At 67.6% G+C, this 16,997-nt stretch carries 15 protein-coding genes and 1 pseudogene; 6 read left to right on the top strand and 10 right to left on the bottom strand.

The features are described 5' to 3' along the window. Positions 1-425: 425 nt before the first annotated feature. Together ACTWQN_RS22740 and ACTWQN_RS22735 are read left to right on the top strand one after the other, a co-directional pair. Positions 426-3,890 (top strand): ATP-binding protein, encoded by a 3,465-nt coding sequence (locus ACTWQN_RS22740; protein ID WP_443205563.1) that lies wholly within the window; start codon positions 426-428, stop codon positions 3,888-3,890. Beyond that, positions 3,875-3,964 (top strand): annotated as a pseudogene (locus ACTWQN_RS22735) (DNA-binding response regulator); the annotation flags it as partial. The gene ACTWQN_RS22740 and the pseudogene ACTWQN_RS22735, both read left to right, overlap by 16 nt. Before the next feature lie 273 nt (positions 3,965-4,237). Here the strand turns inward: ACTWQN_RS22735 and ACTWQN_RS22730 are convergent. From ACTWQN_RS22730 to ACTWQN_RS22715, 4 genes are all read right to left on the bottom strand, one after another. After that, positions 4,238-5,914: a WXG100 family type VII secretion target gene (locus ACTWQN_RS22730; RefSeq protein ID WP_443205562.1), complete on the bottom strand. Its 1,677-nt coding sequence runs from the start codon at positions 5,912-5,914 to the stop codon at positions 4,238-4,240. Beyond that, complete coding sequence (locus tag ACTWQN_RS22725; RefSeq protein WP_443205561.1) at positions 5,911-6,234, bottom strand: WXG100 family type VII secretion target; 324 nt, start codon at positions 6,232-6,234, stop codon at positions 5,911-5,913. Before ACTWQN_RS22725 ends, ACTWQN_RS22730 begins: the two co-directional genes overlap by 4 nt. Next, entirely contained in the window at positions 6,234-6,743 is a 510-nt protein-coding gene (locus ACTWQN_RS22720) for a YbaB/EbfC family nucleoid-associated protein (RefSeq protein ID WP_443205560.1), read from the bottom strand. The genes ACTWQN_RS22725 and ACTWQN_RS22720 overlap by 1 nt, the downstream gene beginning before the upstream one ends. Before the next feature lie 663 nt (positions 6,744-7,406). After that, a complete protein-coding gene (locus ACTWQN_RS22715; protein ID WP_443205559.1) occupies positions 7,407-8,090 on the bottom strand; it encodes a helix-turn-helix transcriptional regulator in 684 nt (227 codons plus the stop codon). Positions 8,091-8,235: 145 nt separating this feature from the next. Between ACTWQN_RS22715 and ACTWQN_RS22710 the strand changes: the two genes are divergently transcribed. Further along, a complete protein-coding gene (locus ACTWQN_RS22710) occupies positions 8,236-8,598 on the top strand; it encodes a hypothetical protein (RefSeq protein ID WP_443205558.1) in 363 nt (120 codons plus the stop codon). 53 nt (positions 8,599-8,651) lie between these two features. On the opposite strand, the gene ACTWQN_RS22705 is transcribed toward ACTWQN_RS22710, so the two are convergent. The 5 genes from ACTWQN_RS22705 to ACTWQN_RS22685 form a co-directional block, all read right to left on the bottom strand. Further along, positions 8,652-9,266, bottom strand: coding sequence for a helix-turn-helix transcriptional regulator (locus ACTWQN_RS22705; protein ID WP_443205557.1), 615 nt, complete (start codon positions 9,264-9,266; stop codon positions 8,652-8,654). 63 nt (positions 9,267-9,329) lie between these two features. Then, positions 9,330-9,608, bottom strand: a complete 279-nt coding sequence (locus tag ACTWQN_RS22700; protein ID WP_443205556.1) for a hypothetical protein — start codon at positions 9,606-9,608, stop codon at positions 9,330-9,332. A gap of 124 nt (positions 9,609-9,732) precedes the next feature. After that, positions 9,733-10,482, bottom strand: a complete 750-nt coding sequence (locus ACTWQN_RS22695) for an ESX secretion-associated protein EspG (protein ID WP_443205555.1) — start codon at positions 10,480-10,482, stop codon at positions 9,733-9,735. A gap of 17 nt (positions 10,483-10,499) precedes the next feature. Beyond that, on the bottom strand, positions 10,500-12,356 hold the full coding sequence (locus ACTWQN_RS22690) for a WXG100 family type VII secretion target (protein ID WP_443205554.1): 1,857 nt from the start codon (positions 12,354-12,356) through the stop codon (positions 10,500-10,502). 34 nt (positions 12,357-12,390) lie between these two features. Continuing rightward, positions 12,391-13,026, bottom strand: a complete 636-nt coding sequence (locus ACTWQN_RS22685; RefSeq protein ID WP_443205553.1) for a hypothetical protein — start codon at positions 13,024-13,026, stop codon at positions 12,391-12,393. A gap of 42 nt (positions 13,027-13,068) precedes the next feature. On the opposite strand from ACTWQN_RS22685, the gene ACTWQN_RS22680 reads away from it, so the two are divergent. Then, positions 13,069-14,523, top strand: coding sequence for a helix-turn-helix domain-containing protein (locus tag ACTWQN_RS22680; protein ID WP_443205552.1), 1,455 nt, complete (start codon positions 13,069-13,071; stop codon positions 14,521-14,523). Positions 14,524-14,811: 288 nt separating this feature from the next. Further along, on the top strand, positions 14,812-15,675 hold the full coding sequence (locus tag ACTWQN_RS22675) for an SAM-dependent methyltransferase (protein WP_443205551.1): 864 nt from the start codon (positions 14,812-14,814) through the stop codon (positions 15,673-15,675). Between the two features lie 224 nt (positions 15,676-15,899). On the opposite strand, the gene ACTWQN_RS22670 is transcribed toward ACTWQN_RS22675, so the two are convergent. After that, a complete protein-coding gene (locus ACTWQN_RS22670; protein ID WP_443205550.1) occupies positions 15,900-16,106 on the bottom strand; it encodes an HC3 family zinc finger protein in 207 nt (68 codons plus the stop codon). A gap of 425 nt (positions 16,107-16,531) precedes the next feature. Between ACTWQN_RS22670 and ACTWQN_RS22665 the strand changes: the two genes are divergently transcribed. Further along, positions 16,532-16,765, top strand: coding sequence for a DUF397 domain-containing protein (locus tag ACTWQN_RS22665; protein WP_443205549.1), 234 nt, complete (start codon positions 16,532-16,534; stop codon positions 16,763-16,765). Positions 16,766-16,997 lie beyond the last annotated feature (232 nt).

The following is a 16,997-nucleotide window of genomic DNA, read 5'->3' as shown; positions in this document are numbered from 1 at the left end:
GTTCCAACTCGCGGAAGCGCCGTGAAATCAGGCCATTTCCGATAATTCAACTCCCGTGGACAGCCAGCGGAACACAGGGAATCCACAAGTCCACAAAGGATGTTCTCCGAATTCCGCGGAAATTACAACAGGAAAAGCCGAGTTGCGAACGGGTCGATCCGACCGGCCCAAAATCGTGGCATGCGCCGAACTGTCGTGAATCGTGCCGGGTCGGTCGCCACGACCAGGCACAGCACCGTCGACAATTCGTGCTCATACGAGCAGATGGCGACGATTCATGCTCAAACGAGCACTTTTTCAAACTGGGTTCGCTTATCGGACATCGTATTTCGGCGAATCCGTTAACCCGCCGTCACAGAACCCGCCGCCATTCAGGAGTATGGTTCGCGCGCAGAGGTGATTGGTCGAGGACCCGGGGGGATCCGATGACAATGGCCGGACTCAACATCGAGTTGCTCGGCCCGGTACGAGCCTGGCGGGGCAACGATGAACTCCCGCTCGGTTCGGCCCACCGCCGGGCGGTCCTGGCCGTGCTGGCGACCTACGCCAACCGCACCGTCTCGCGGCAGGAGCTCATCGACGCGGTGTGGGGCGAAACTCCCCCGGCCAGCGCCAAAGGCAGCATCTACACGTACATCTCCGACATCCGCCGCGCACTTGAGCCCGGGCGCTCGCGACGCTCCGCCCAACTCGTGACCTCCGTTGGGTCCGGTTACTGCCTGCAAATTCCGCGCGAGGCGTGCGACGCGCACCGCTTCACCGACTACCGCGAACGCGCCCAAGACCGCTGGGCCCGCCAGGACGCCAGCGGCGCCATCGAGATGCTGAACTCCGCTTTGGACCTGTGGAAGGGCGAGGCGCTCTCCGGTGTTGGCGGCCCATTCGCCACCTCGCAGCGAGCCCGGCTCACCGAGCTGTGCCTCACGACGAAGGAACAGCGCGCCGAGATCATGCTCTCCACCGGAGGACATGCCGACATCGTCGCGGAACTCTCCGTGCTGGCGCGCGAACATCCGTTGCGCGAAGGGCTGCGCGGTCTGCTGATGCTCGCGCTCTACGGGTGCGGTCGGCAGAGCGACGCCTTGGCGGTTTTCCGCGATACCCGCCGGACGCTGATCGAGGAGCTGGGTACCGAACCAGGGCAACGGCTGCGCGAATTGCACGGGCGCATCCTGGCCGATGATCCGGCGCTCACCCGCACCACGACTCAGGGTTCTGCCGCGAAGCCGACACCGCCCAAGGCCCCGTGTGCCGAGGCCCCGTGTGCCGAGGCCCGGCAGCCGAGCAAGCCCGAGCAGTTCGTCGGCCGAACCGACGAGGTGGCCATCCTGCGCAATGCTGTGTCCCGGGTCCTTGCCGGACATGGGCAGTCGATACGGGTCGAAGGACTGCCCGGTGTCGGGAAGTCCTGGCTGCTGGCCGAAGGACTCGCCGGGGCCGCCGATTCCGGCTGCCAGGTGCTCTGGGGCGGGTGCGACGAGATCGACCAGCCAGCCGCGCTGCGCGTCCTGCTGGAATGCTTCGGGGTGGAAGCGAACTCGCCCGATCCCCGGCGTGCCTCGGTCGCCGCCGAACTGGGCGACGGCGCGCGCGGTGTCCTGGTTGGCGCCGATCGCGTGCAGGCCGCGGTGTACGGACTTCTTTCCCTGACCAGCGAGCTGTGCGCGGACGCACCGCTGATCTTGGTGCTCGACGACCTGCAATGGGCCGACGACGCGACCCTGTTGGTCTGGCAACGCTTGCGCCAAGCCAGTCGGCGGCTGCCGCTGTTGCTCATCGGGGCCTGCCGACCCACACCGTGGCGGCCCGAACTGCAACGACTCCGGGCCCGCTCCGAGGCCGAAGTGCTCCCGCTCGGGCCCTTGCCGGAGTCGGCGGTCTGCGAACTCGCCGAGAAGATCGTCGGGCTACCGGTCAACGCGAAGTTGCGGAAGCTGGTCCACGGCGCGCGGGGCAACCCCTTGTACGCCCGGGAGATCGTCAACGGTCTGCTGCGTTCGGGCTCGATCCGCTTCACCGACAGCCGAGCAGCGGCGGATCCCGCGCTGGGCGAGGTGGTTCCGGATGCCGCGCTGTCGGCTGTCGCGAGCCAGTTGCCGTGCTTGTCCAACCCCGCCGTGGAATTCCTGCGGTGGGCGGCTTTGCTCGGCGAGCGGTTCTCGCTGATCGATGTCGCGACCGCGCTCGGCAAGGTGGCCTCGGAACTGAACGGAGTGGTCGACGAAGCTTGCGCCGCCGGGCTGTTGGAGGAATCCGGCGATCTCCTCGCTTTTCGGTACCCCGTGGTACACCAGGTTTTCTACGCCAAGATCCCCAAGGCGGTGCGGCTGGCGCTGCACCGGCAGCTGGCAGAAGTTCTGGCCAAGGCCGGTGCGCCCGCCGCGCGGGTCGCGGACCAGTTGTTGGCGGGGCCGGAGACGGCGGACTCCTGGCTGGTCGACTGGCTGCTGGTCAATGCCGCTGACCTGGCCAAGACCGCACCACACACCGCGACGACCTTGTTGCGCGCCGTGCTCAATCGCAGCTCAGTACCCGATGCGGCGCGGGAACGCTTCGCGGCGATCTTCGTCAGGCTGATGTTCTCGCTGGGCCGCGTGTTCGAGAACGTGGCGCAGTACGTGTTGGCGCACACCGGCGATAGCTTGCTCGCGGCGGAGATGCGCTTGGTCCTCGGCTATGTGCGCTACCGCAAGGGCCACTTCGGTGCGGCGCTCCGCGAGATCCGTCCGGCCATGCGGGACAACCGCGTTCCTGCCACGTGGAAGAACCGGTACCGGCCACTGCTCGCCGCCTTGGATCCCGGGGACTGCGGCGAACACGCGGATGCGCAACCGGTTGACGGACCGCCGGACGCCTTCACCTCGGTGCCCGAACTGACCGACCTGTGGCAGTTGGCCCTGAACGACACGCTGGTTGCGCTGCAGAGCCTCGACCACCTCGACGATCCGTTGGGAGCGCTGCGAGCTGCCGAGCACTACGCGACATCGCACGCGCTGCCCGGTGAGGTGTCCATCACCGCCGCCGTGCACTACTACTGGCTGGGGATGTGGGACGACGCACTCGGCAGGGTCAGCGCGGTGACCGAATGCGCGCAGGAGAACGAATCCTACTTGCTGGCTCGGCCAGGTGCTTCCGCGATCGTGCGAGGAGTCGCGGCGCTGATCGCCGCACGCCGCGACGACCAGGATTCGGCGCTGGCGCATCTGCACTCGGCTGGGCAGTGGTCGCCGGATCGCGTGCTCCGTTTCCAGCCCGGTGGCGATTTCGTGCTCGTGACGCGATCCCTGCTGGCCGAACAGCAGGGCCGGTTGCCGGAGGCGCTGGACTGGCTCACTCCCCTCCTCGAACCGGATTTCGCGCCGATGACGCATCGGTACCGGTGGCTGCCCGGCTTGGTCCGGTTGGCGTTGCGGCTGGGCGATTCGGAGCGGGCCGCGGCCGCATTGCGGGTGTGCGAGTCCGAGGCCAGCGACGCCCCGTCCCTGGCACGTGCGGCCGCGGCTCTGCACTGCCGGGGACTTCTCACCCGCGACCTCGAATACATCTTCACCGCAGCAGACCACTACCGGCGTGTCGGGCGCGTGATCGATCTCGCCGCTGTCGAGGAGGATGCCGCGCTCCTCCTCGCGGAACGCGGTCTGCCCGACGAGGCCCGGGCCGCGCTGGCGTCCCCGCTCTCGACCTACAACCGGATAGGAGCGTTCTGGGACCTTCGGCGCGCCGAGGCCCGGATGAGCCAGTTCAGCACCCGGCACGACCGCTTCCGGCACAGCACCGGAGACCCAACGGACAACGGCGCTCTCGCCGAGTGGTGCGATCCCGCGATGACGCGAAACATCCAGTCCGACAGGGGAATCGCCAGCTCGCCTTCGAAGTGTCGCGCATCCTGACCAAACTCGACCTGCGCGACCGGGTGCAGGCGGTGGTGCTGGCCCACCGCACCGGCCTGGTGGCGCCGCGCTGACGGCTGTCCCCCGAGCGAGCTACCCGCACTGTCCACCGCAGCGCGATGTTCTTCCCCCGCCCCGGCCATGGCGCCGTCCGCGACGGCGCGGTGACCTACCGCGCAACGGGTTCCAGGAAAGGGGCAGTGACCGTGGGCACGGTCGGGTAGCCAGCTCAGCCCCGGAAACGTCCTCCGCGGGAGTCGTTTCCGGGGCTGGGCTGGTCGTGGTGGAGTTCCGCTGGAAAGCGTTCCGATCGGTTAGAAGTTCGTCCTCACGGGCTTCCCGGCTTCCTAGGAGCCGGATTTCGGCGGCTCGGTCAGATCGAGGTCATCGGTATCCACGGTGTACTGCTCATCACCCGGATTGACCATGTGCAGCGGGAGCCCGGTCAACGGTGTCTTCCACTCCTCCGGGTTCTTCCAGTCCTCCCAACCACCCTGGTTGTTCACCGGTGTGGAACCGACATCCTGGACCGGGGTGTTGCCAGCGCCAGGCTCGGGCGTGGGCTCGGGGTCCAGCGGCGGCGCCTCGTCCCACTCCTGCCACGTATTCGCACTCGAATCAGACCCGGACTGCGACGGCGTGCCCTCCGGATCCAACGGCGGAGCCTCATCCCACTCCTGCCACGTGCTCGCACTCGAATCAGACCCGGACTGCGACGGCGTGCCCTCCGGATCCAGCGGCGGCGCCTCGTCCCACTCCTGCCACGTATTCGCACTCGAATCAGACCCGGACTGCGACGGCGTGCCCTCCGGATCCAACGGCGGAGCCTCATCCCACTCCTGCCACGTATTCGCACTCGAATCAGACCCGGACTGCGACGGCGTGCCCTCCGGATCCAACGGCGGAGCCTCATCCCACTCCTGCCACGTATTCGCACTCGAATCAGACCCAGACTGACCGCTCTGCGGCGGCGCGTTGCCGGGGTCGGGTGTCGAGCCGCCGGTGTTGGTGTTGGAGTCCGGTGCGTTGAAGCCGGGGGTCTGCCCCGGGGCGGAATCGAATGAACCGGTGGGCGTGTTGCCCTCCAGGCCCGATTTGTAGCCTGCGGCCGCGCCTAGGCCACCACCGATGGCGCCACCGAGCGCCGCGGAACCGAGGGACTGCTCGTTGTGCTCGCTGCCCTGGAACTGGTTGTTCAGCGCACCGCCCATCACACCGCCTGCGGTGCCACCGGCCATGCCGCCCAGCATGGAGCCGCCCCAATCCGCCTTGCCACCGAGGCCCGGGGACTTGTCGGAGATGGGCTTGATCACGTCGTCGAAGATCTTCCCGCCGAAGTTCTTCGCGATCCCGCCGAAAACACCGCTGGCGATCCCGCCACCGATACCACCGGCCACACCGGAGAGGGCTGCTGCGCCCGTCTTGCTGGTGTCCCATTCCTTCCGGTCGCCCGCCGCCATCTGGCCGACCTGGATGGCCCCGTCGATGAAGAGGTTGACGCCCAGGTTGATCACGATCTGCTTGATGATCTCCTGGATCATCTTCAACAGAGCCTGCATGATGGCGCGCACCACGGTCTGGGTCGCGGCCTGCGCGGCGGGGATCGCGGCCGTGCTGGCGCCGAAGGTGACGACGGCGAGGGCCAGCATCGCGGCGATCTGGGCGAACAGCAACGCCAACGCCGTGATGATGCTGATCTTGGTGTACTCGACTTCGAGAGCGACGTTGTCGCAGGCTTCGCTGAGTTTCTCGCACAGCGTCTGGAGCACCACCAGGGGAGCTTCCTCGCCTTGGCTGAGGCTGTCGCCGTACTTCTTGAACGCTTCGGCGGTCTGCCCTTCCATCGTGCTCAGCGCGTCCTTGACTGCGGCCTCGGTATCACCGAGCACCGACTCCACCTCGTCGGCGCACTTCGCCCAGGCGTCCGCGAGCCGCCGCAGGGCGTCCTCATCTCCCTGGGGGAAGTCCGCGCCCACGACGACCGAGGCGAGTTCCTGCAGGCCGGAAGGCATCGTGATGGTCATATCGCACTCCCCGCGTTGTCAATGTTCTCGGCGGAGCCTTCGTCGTCCGATTGCCACTGGTCAGCGGTCTTGTCCAGCTCGTCCTTCGTCGTGTCGAGGCTCTTCACGAGGAACTCCCGGCCCTTGTTCACTTCGTCGAGGGCCTTGGTGTACTCGGTGTTGAACTGCGTGCCGGGCTCGTCGTCGCCCCAGCACGGGCCTTCGGCATCCTGCACGACCTTGAGGTCCTCGAAGGCTTTGCTGAGCTTGTCGGCGGCAGCGGCGAACTTCGGCGACCTCGCCCGCAGGGCTTCGGGGTCCACCTTCATGCCATCGGCCATCAGTAGTTTCCGTTCTCCCGCCGGGACGCGAAGAACTCGTCTTCCACGTCTTCGTCGTCATCATCGTCGTCGGCATCGTCGGCGACACCGGAGGGAACTTCCGGTGCCGCCGGGATCAGATCCTTCAGCGAGGGGGCGTCCGCGAAGAAGTCCGGAAGGTCCGGCATGTTCGCCAGGATCGGTGTGAAGGCTTCGTCGGCTTGCGCGCGTGCGTTCCGGGCGGCCGCCTGGATGGTGAGCACGATGGATTCGGAGAGCTTCCGCGGGGTGGTGGACCGGAAGGCCGACGAGCTCAGTTGCAGGTCGGTGACGATTCCCGCCGAGTTGACCTGGACGGTGACCAGGCCATCGTCCGAGGAGGCTTTCCCGGTCGTCGCAACGGCCTGTTCCTGAGCTTGTTTGAGCTGTTCGGTCTGGCGGCTGATACCTTCCAGCAGCGAGGTCATGTTCTCGCGCATGGCGGCGTTGCGGGCTTCGAGCTCCGCGCGTCGACTAGAGGGGTTGCTCATACGTCCTACTTGGAGTGAGGCGAACTGATCTTCGGGTCAAGTTTTACCGAACGCGGCAGCGGCCAGTTGCCGAGATCGAGCCGTTTCGGACCGCCTGAAACCAGATCGGTACAAGCAGTGACATCTACCGGGAGACCAGTCGGTGCGACAGGCAAGCAGTCCAGGCCTTGCTCTCATCGTGGGCATTCGAAACCGATCTTCGAGGAAGCTCGGCGATGTTCGCAAGAAACATACGTGCAGACCGAGCGGACTTTCGGGCAAGTCCGCTGCGGCAAGGGTCGGGCCCAGAGCTGCTCAGAACCGCCGCCACCGACCGAAGAGCTTGAGTGGTGTCGTTGGCCACACCGGGCAGCTGATCGAGCTGTTCCCACGTTCCCGTTGTGCTCACGGGTGCTGCGGCCCTAGCCCGCCCCGGTGCAGGTGTCACAAGAACCCGGGCGTTGACGCCGCCGTCTGGACGGTCGATTTCGATGAGGAGTCCACCGGGGAAAACGTAAGGCGTACAAGTATTTCCGGGCATCAGAGCCATTCGAGCAATGACAGCGAACGAGATCGGGCGAGTACAACTGCGCGTGATTTATCAGCGCCAGGTGTCAAAAGGTGTACCCGCTGTTGGTCGATACGCAGGAAAGCACGTGAAATTCCCGGATTCCCGGAAAACGCTCAGATAACTCCGGCCCGCAGGCAATGGGCGACCAACTGCGGGCGATTGCGCACCTTCAGGCGACTCGACATCGCGTTGATGATGTACTTGACGGTGCGCTCCGAATAGCACAGCCGTTTTCCGATCTCCTCGGTGTCGCATCCTTCGGCCAGCAGTCGCACCACGTCGATCTCGCGCGGGGTGAGACCAACGGAGTTCAGCCCGCGCGGCGCCAGGACTTCGCGTTGCAGCGTCTGCACCTGTCGCAGCAGTTCCCCGAGCAGGTTCGTCGGCAGGATCCCGCCGTTGGCGGCCGCGACTCGGATCGAGTTGACGATCTGCTCGGTGGTGGCCGCACTGCGGTGCAGCACCGCGACGACCCGGCACTCGACTGCCCGCAGCAGGTCGGACCGGCCGATTCCGCTGGTCACCAGGACTGCCGGAGCGGTGGTTCGGGTAGTTGCTTCGCGCATCCTGGCCAGGGCTTCCGGGGTGACTCGGTCGGTGGCGAACAGCAGCACATCGACCTCGTCGGCGAACTCGTCCGTCGCTACGAAGACCTCCAGGCTGTCCGTTAGCGTCTCGGTCAGTCCGATCAGCGTGATGGGATCCGTTGCCCACACGGCCACGCGCAACCGCTTCTCCTGGTCCCTCTCCATCGACAGGTCCATCGAGCTCCCTATCGATTCGACTTCGGCCGTCATCCGAATTCCCCCTCCGAACGATACGTTGCAAGCGGGCACTACCCGCACCCCTGGTGCTGTCATCAAATCTCACGGGGAACACGTGAACTGCGCGGCACCGGTTCAGCCGAAGCGCGAACCCATGATGTGTCTTCGCCGTCTCCCCATGGCAAATCCACTGATCCGCACGCTACAAGCCGCTGTCGAGGTTCGCGGGATCGCGACGGACTACGTCAGCTCCCTAACGTCGGCATGGCATGGCGGCCACAGACCTGCCGAGCACCCGATGACCGACTCTTGCGACGGCACGTCGCCTTCCGACGTGCCTCGGAAGCTCCGTGCAGCCGAAGGACGCAGTGCAGGCCCCTGCCCCCTGATCTGGCTGGCGCTCGTGATCTGCGCGGCCGGAACCGCAGTGTTCTCCAGGATTTCAAACCTCAGCATCCTGATCGCAACCGGGTTCGGGCTGGCCACCATGGCGTTGGGCGGCATCCTGATCGTCCAGCACCACCGAAACCGCCGCCGATGACCGCCCTCCGGAACCGCGAACGAGAACGGCCCGCTCAGGCGCCCGTTCCCCGTTCAGATCGCTCCGGTGCGGACGGCGTAGGCCACCGCGTGCTGCCGGTTGCGCAGGTTGAGCCGACTGGTGATCCCGTAGATCACGTTCTTGACGGTCCGTTCGGAGCAGCACAACTTCTCCGCGATCTCCGCGGTGTCCAGCCCGTCGGCCATCAACCGCAGCACGTCAACGTCCCGGGAAGTCAGCCCGGCAGCGTTCGGACCGCGCGGTGCCAGCGTCTCCCGTTGCAGGTCGTCGACCTGTTTGACCAACTCGCCCAGCAGGTCCGGCGACAGCACGCCGCCGTTGGCCGCGGCGACCACGCTGTTGATCAACCGCGCGCCGGTCGCGGCCGCGCGCGGCAGCACTGCCACCACGCGGGACTCGACGGCACCGCGCACGTCGGCGGGGTCGAGTTCGTCGGTCACCAGCACCCGGGGCGCGGCGACGCGTTGCGCCGACTGCCGCAGGTCAGCCAAAACCTTGGCGTTGACGCGGGGCGCGGCGAACACGATCACATCGGCCGCGTCCGGGTTGGACACCACGGCCAGTCCCGCCCCCGATTTCAGACAACTCGCCAAACCGGCCAGGGTGATCGGGTCTTCGGCCTGCACGACCACCCGCACTCGGTCCATCAGGATCCCCCACACTCCATGACATTGTGGTCCCAGTGTGCCGAGGCGGGCTTCACACATTCTCTACGCCATCTCTACGCCACTTCTGCCCTGGTCAGCGACGTGGGCCGGAAGCCGACAGCGAATCCACTCGTCCAGCAGCAGATCGATCCACACGACGTGGAGTTGAGCGGCCCGCTCATCCCCCGCCGCGCGGCGCTGGAGAACGTAGGAGCGAGCAGCCGACATCTCCACCTCCAACTGCCGCAACATCGCCTCGGAATCCGAGGGAATTCCGGCCGCCACAGCCACCTCCGCCACACCATCCGGTCGACCCACCATGCCGCAAACCCAGCCGGACACCAGCCCTTCCCCACCCGGAACCGACCATCCGGCCAACACGGATTGCCCGGGTGGTAGGGCCGTCGACGATCTGGCGCTCGTGCTGCTCGCGCGAACCTCGGCAGAGGTGCTGCCGCCGACGCGACTACCGGGTGTGTGCGGCGAGCACCTCGTCCAGGCGCTGCGTGATCTTGCCGCGGTCGGCGGGTGCGATGCTCAGCCAGTCGCCGTCGCGGACCATCAGGTAGCGGCCGCCTTCGCTGTCGAACCAGGTGACCAGCACCGACGAGCGTTCGGCGGCGACGCTCACCCCGAATTGGCCGCCGCAGGTGCGGTTCTCGGCCAACTGCAACAGCCGGTTGGCGTCCTCGACGGGCACCCCGGCACGCAGCAGCGCGTCCCGCTCGTCGAACGGTCCGAGCGGATCGTCCTCGTCCTCGTCGGTGGCCCGCCGCAGGTCGCTGTGGCGGATCGCGATCGACCGGCCACGGCCGGGTTCGGCGTCCGGCAGCAGGCCGACCAGTTCACCGGCCAACGCCGTTGGCCGGATCGAGGTCAGCGCGAGACCCCGCTCGGACAGCTCGGCCAGCACCGCCGACCGGCCGTTGCCCGCCGCCACCGCGCGCATCGGCTGGTCGGTGAAACCCGCCGAATCGATCAGGAATCGCGGGCTGGCCAGCAGCCGCAGCAGGCTCTCCAACTCGGCGCCCGCCGACTTGCCGAACAGTCCGCGGCGGCTGAGCGCGCGGTGCTCGTCGGCCCGGATCTCGGCGCGCTCCGCTTCGGTCGCACCGTGACTGGCAACTGCCAGCGGGTACGGCGCGGGCCCGCAGCCCAAATCGGACCACAGCACGTCGTACTCGCGCGTCGACAGCAGGAAGTCGGCTGATCCCATCTCGTTTCCCACCGCCGCTAGTCCTGCTTCTTCTTGAACTTCTCGCCGAACACCACGGGCGCGCCACGATCCGGGTGCTCGAAGATCCCCTCTTCCTTCAGGTAGCTCCGGGACTGCCGTTCGGCGTCCCTGCTGCCCTGCTGCTGCATACCCGGCGCACCCCCACCCCCCATCGGCATGCCGTAAGCGCCACCGCCCTGGCCAGTCGTACCCGGCGCACCACCGCCACCGGGTGCTCCGGCTTGGGATGCTGCCGCGGCAGCCGCGCCCGCGGTGCCGACACCGGGGGTCGCCGCGCTGGTGCCGCCCGGCGCGAGCGGCCTGCTTTCCGGCGAGAACGCCGACGCGCCACCACCTGGTGAGAACGTCGCCCCCGCGCTCCCGTTGAAGGGCACCTTGGGCGGCTCACCACCCGGCGGGACCGGCGAACCCATGCCCGGCGGGACCGGCGAACCGGGCGGCGGCGGGACCGGCAGACCGGGCGGCCCGCCAGCCTGCACGCCAAGGCCATCGGGTCGGAAGTTGTTGGGCGGCAAGCCGTCCGGGCGATAGCCACCGGAATGCGGTACTTCGGCACCGGGCCCACCGGGGATGGGTCCACCGGGGATGGGGCTGCCGGGGACGAAGTCCTCCGGGCGCATGCCGGGCTGGCTTTGGTCGGACCCCGACCGTTGGACTCGCAGCCTCTTGGTCGGCGCGTCCGTCGACTGCGTCGGCTTACCAGGCCTGGGCATGCGCACGGTGCCGCTCACCGCGTTGCCCGGCGGTGCCTGGGTCGGGTTTTGGCCGCTCGGCGCCGACGGGTTCTGGGCCCACTGCTTCGCAACCGGTGCCGCCCCACCACCGTAGGACATCGGTGTGGAGGCGTTCGGCACGCTGCCGGACATCCCGGTGTACTGAGGTGGTGCGTACTGGGGTGGTGCGGACTGCGGCGACGTGTATTGGGGCCCTGTGTATTGGGGCCCTGTGTATTGGGGCCCTGTGTGTTGGGGCCCTGTGTACTGGGGCGGTGCGGTCGCGGCGGACGCCGCCGTGGTCCCGGCTGGCACCGCCGGGGGAACATCGGACGGCACCGGAGCACCGGCGGCCGGACTCTCCACCGGCCGCATGGCGAGCGTCGGCGGATCCGCGGGCGGCGCAGCCGCGGCGCCCGACGAGACCAGCGGCTGTGCCGCTTCCCGGGGCGTGGTTTCCGCTTTCTGCGGCGCGTTTTCCGGCGCGAGCACGGGCTCCGGTGCCAGCTGCGACCGGGTCCGCAGCCCGGCCTGGGCGAAGCCCGGCACCTTCCCGTCCACCGTCCGCGAATCGGCCTCCATGGTGGTCATCACATCGACGGCCTGCTGGTGCCGGGCGTTCGACGCGTCGCTGAGCGACTTGAGCGCGACCGCCGACATGGTCAGTCCTTGCAGTCCGCCCGAGGTGAAGCCGGTGCGCATCGCTTGATCGAGATCGAAGTTCAGCGGCTCGGGCATCGCCTGCTTCGCCCGCTCCATCACGGTGCTCTGCTCGACGAGGCAGGCCCCGATGCCACGGCTGGTGGCGGCGAGGTCCGCACCTTGCCGGACCAGCTCCAGCAGGTGCGCGCGGGCGGCCTCGGCGGCCTCGCCCTGCCATCCCGCCCCGCTCTGCCGCACCGCGTCCTCGAAACCGGTGGCGGCCTCGTCGACGGTGTCGGCGAGACCGGTCCACTCCCGCGCCAGCTCCTGCGCCTTCGCGGGTTCGTTGTCCTTGTGCACGGACATGAACAGGTCGCGGTGTGTTATCGCGGCCCAGTTGATGGGGTCCGTGAGCACCCGGTCCGGTTCGGGCACTTCCGGTGCCGCCTCCGTGGTGCCAACCGTGCCGGGGCGCTGCACCACAGCTTCATCGCTCACGAAAACGTCCTTCGAGGGTCGCCGGGAAATCCGGTCAGCGGGCTATTCGGCGCAATTCTGCTGCTTGGGCCTGTTGGTCGTCGGCGTAGCGGCGCATTGCCTCCTGCACCGCATCGCGCGCGTCCGTCAGGGAAGCGAGGTAGGTGTCGAGGGAGTCAACCAGAGACCCGGCGCCGCCGTCGGCGCGTTGCTTGAACTTCTCCGCCATCGCATGGGCCACCGGATTGTCGCCGAGCGGCGCCGCTCTGGACATGGTGCGGGCCTTCGCCAGGCTCTCGTCAGCCATCGCGATGTAATCGTCCAGCGCGGCCAGCAGTCGCTCGCCGACTCCCGGCTCAAGCACGATTCCGCCGGAACGCACCTGCTCGCCGAAAGCCCCGCCGGTCGGCCCCGAGACGGCCGCCCGCACGGCCGGAGCGGCCTGTTCTTCCGATCCGAGATACATCGAACCCCCGAGTCGATCAGCCCGGCCAGTGGTGGATGCGCGCGACCGGAATCGATCACGCGGCACGGCGACCTCGCCGCAGCCCACGTTGCTGCCAAAGCCCGTGACGTCAGCGAAGGCTATTCGCGGCGAGGGCGGAAAACCAGGAACATCAACCGGCACAAATGACCGGCCGCACTTCTGCCGGTTGTGCCGATCGGGCAATGCGAAGGTACTTTCGGGCATACCGCAGCGGTCGAACCCAGCCCCCGTTGATATGCAAGCCCCATGGACAGGGGCCTGGATCCGAGGCGTACCGACGCAGTGGCAGCCATCGACTTCGGCGCACTGCTCACCCAATATCGACGGGTTGCGGGCTGGACACAAGAGGAATTGGCCGATGCCGCGCAGGTCAGCATCCGGGCCATCAGCAACATCGAGCGCGGCCGGACCCGCGGCCCGCAGCAGCGGTCCACCGAAGCATTGGCGGATGCGCTGGGTTTGGTGGGAGCCGACCGCGACCGCTTCCTCGATTCGGCACGACACGGGCGACGGCGGGGCACCGACCCGGTTTCCCGACAGGCCAGCGCGGTGTGCGCGTTCCCCAGGAAGACGACGGATTTCCTCGGCCGGAGCGCCGAACTCGACCTGCTGCGAGCGACCGCGGAATCCCGGACCGACTCGATCGCGGTGATCAGCGGGCTCGCGGGAGTCGGCAAGACCAGCCTGGTGGTGGCGGCGGCCGACCTGCTGCGGAAGGAGTTCCCGGCGGGTCAGTTCTTCCTCGACCTGCGCGGCATGGACGAACAGCCGCTGTCCCCGACCGCCGCCCTGGAACGCTTGCTGCGCGCGGTCGGCGTCGCGGAAGCCGCCCTGCCGCCGTCGTTCGATGAGCGGGCTGGGCTGTGGCGGACCGTCACGCGGGAGCGCCGTGTGCTGCTCGTGCTGGACAACGCCGCCGACGAGGCGCAGGTGCGTCCGCTGCTGCCGACCGGTGGCGGGTGCCTGACGCTGATCACCGCACGCCGCACGTTGGCCGGACTGGACGCCGCCCACCGACTGCCGCTGGATGTGCTGGAAGGCGACGACGCGGTCTCGCTGCTGAGCGAGATCATCGGTGCCCGGCGAGCGACGGCCGAGTCGGCAGCGGTGGCGCACATCGCGGCGCTGTGCGGAAATCTGCCGCTCGCGTTGCGCATCGCGGGCAACCGGATGGCCACCAGGCCGCAGTGGGCGATCCGCGAACTGGCAACACAGCTCTCCGACCGGCGGCTGTCCACGCTGACCGCGGGGGACGTGCACCTCCGCCCCCTCTTCGCGCAGTCCTACCGCCAGCTCCACCCGACCACCAGGCGCGTTTTCCGGTTTCTCGCGCTGATACCTCGCCCCGACTTCGCCGCCCCGCTGGCCGCCGCAACGGTGGATCTGGACCTGGCGACGACGCGGGACGCGCTCACCGAGCTCGCCGACGCCAGCCTATTGCAGCGCGCCGCCACCACCGGCCGATACCGGCTGCACGGCCTGCTGCGTTCGTTCGCCGCCGAGTTGCTGTCCGAAGAAGAAATCCCGGCCGCGCGGGATTCGGCCACCGATCGCATGCTCGACTGGCTGCGGCACGCATCCGATTCCACCAGCAGCCGAGATGACACGTCCGTGTTGCTGAGCTCGCTGGGCCGGACCCTCACCCCGGCGGCAGACGGACGACCAGGACTGGATGCCGCCGAACCCCGAGCTCCTTCCTGACCACCCGGACGATGGGGCAACGTGCTGCTCGCAACGCCCCGCGGCCCACCTTGCTGTGGGCCACTGGACGCGCCGAACTGGCCGGGCATCCCAGTCTCACCACGTGGCGCTGGTACGGCACACCCAGGTCGTAAGCCCCGAACACCGCAGTCAGCAGCTCGACAGGTGATTAAAACCGATCAGCTCGTGACCGCGCGGACCACCGGTGGCAGACTGCTGCGCAAACGTTCAGTGCAATGATCGCTACGATGAGCGCCGATCGCCGGTACTGCAGAAGGGGTTGACGTCGTGAGCCAGCCGGAGGCAGATGCCTTCCCGCTAGAAGGTGTAGACCTGGAGCACCCCAACGTCGCCCGCGTCTACGATTATTACCTCGGCGGAGAGGCGAACTACGCCATCGACCGCGTTTTCGGTGAACAGGCACTCGCCAAGTTCCCGTTCGTGCGCCCCGCGGCCAAAGCCAACCGCCTGTTCCTGCACCGCGTCGTGCGCTACCTGATCAAGCAGGGCGTGCGCCAGTTCGTCGACATCGGTTCCGGCGTCCCGACCATGGGCAGCACGCACCAAGTCGCCGACGAACTCGTGTCAGACGCCAACTGCGTCTACATCGACAACGAACCGGTCGCCGTCGCGCACTCGCGAATCCTCCTGGAACGCGAAAACGTCACCGCCCGCCACGCCGTGATCCACGCCGACCTGCGCGACCCAGACCTGTTGTGGCGCCGGGTGAAGGAAACCGGCATGGTCGACCTCGACCAACCGGTCGCACTGCTGCTGATGGCCGTCCTGCACGTCACCCAACCCGGACCCGACGGCGCCGACATCGGACCACAAGCAGTGGCCCGCTACCGGGAACTCCTCTCCTCCGGCTCGTACCTGGCGATTTCCCACGGCACGGCCGACGGAGTGCCGGAAGTCCGCAAACGCGAAATGGCCGAATTCGGCAAGATGTACGACAAGTCCGCGACACCGGTGCTCTGGCGACCGCACGACGAGATCGAGAAGTTCTTCGGCGATCTACCGCTGGTCGAACCGGGCATGACCTGGACGCCGTTGTGGCACCCCGAGGAGAGCGGCGAGAACGCACCGGTCATCGAGTTCGACAGCCCCAACGATTCGGTGGTCTGGGTGGGCATGGCCCGCAAACCCTGACAGAACAACCAGATCGGCCGCCTGCGGAACTCCGGACAGAAAGCGGAGTTGCGCGGGCATGGCCGGAGCGGGCCACCGACGATGCGGTGCCGGTCAGCCCTTGATCCGTGCCGCCCGGCATCGTGGAGATCCGCAAGGACGACCGGGACGGGCGGCTGCCGCGGCTGGTTCGAACGCGTTCGTGGATCGTCCAGCCACGCAGCATGTTCGGGGAGAAGGCGAAGTTATCGGCTTGCGCCGACGAGCCGGTGGGCCTCGGCATTGCAGCTGACGCACGTGCTCCACAGCCATGGGATGTCGCCGACTTCGGCGTGGATCCGCTGTTCGCACAACGTCGTCAAGGGCGTACCGGCCGGGTAGCCACCATGAGGTCGGGGAGCCGTGCTGGCATGACGCTCTCCGCTGGCCGGAACCCAATGAAATGGATGCATCCAACTCTCCTAACCTTTGGTCGCGCCCCGTTGGGAAGGCCTCGACATGACCGAGCCGCGAGTGTAATCAGGCGCCCGCAGCGATTGCCGGAGCCGTGGAAACCCGTGTCGCGCCGAGGCACCGCTCGCACGGCATGCAACCACCAGGCGGAATATTCTCGATAGCTTCGGGAGTCAAGACGAGCCCGCAGGCCGCACGGGCAACGCCCGCTTGCCAGTCCACGGCCACGATCGCGTGTGCCTGACGCCGCGTCACCCGCGCACTCCTAAGCAAAACCCACACACGATCCGCGACAGCCGACTCCTCGTGGCGACTCTCGCAGGACACGCTCCCGGCAGGGCCGAGCGGCATAGACACCTCCCAGGTTTCCGCGATTAATCGTATCCTCAACCTGATCTCGCCGTCTAGCAGAGAGGACGCACCCATGTGCCACCGCGAGTCGGCGTCGAGGCCCTCCTTCGACCAAAAGGCGTGGCGAGCCACCTCGTCATGCGGCCCCAACGGCGGAAACTGCGTTGAGGTGAACCGGTCCGTCCCCCCGCGTGTCGGCGTCCGCGACAGCAAGGGCCTCACCGGGGATGTCGTGCTCGACTTCGACACCACGACATGGACTTCCTTCCTAGACGCAACGCGTTCCGGACGCTTCGACCGCAGGTAGATCGATCGCGACGGGCCGAATCACGATTATTCCGGCACCTGCGAAGAGCCCGCACACAACTGAACGGGCCGCGACGACTCGGCCTCCTGCTCCGAAGAGCTCGCACGGGTGGCAGACCTGGCGATTTCGCGCGAAATCGCCACCCGCCCCGCGTGGGAGACGGCGATTTCGCGCGAAATCGCCCACCTCACCCGAGGTGGACGGCCCGACACGACCACTTCAAAAACAGGCA

Origin of the sequence: Saccharopolyspora antiqui, assembly GCF_052246905.1 — a bacterium.
In the GTDB taxonomy this organism is placed as follows: Bacteria; Actinomycetota; Actinomycetes; order Mycobacteriales; family Pseudonocardiaceae; genus Saccharopolyspora.
The sequence above is the reverse complement of the archived record's forward strand: the minus strand, read 5'-3'. Positions and strand labels throughout refer to the sequence as shown.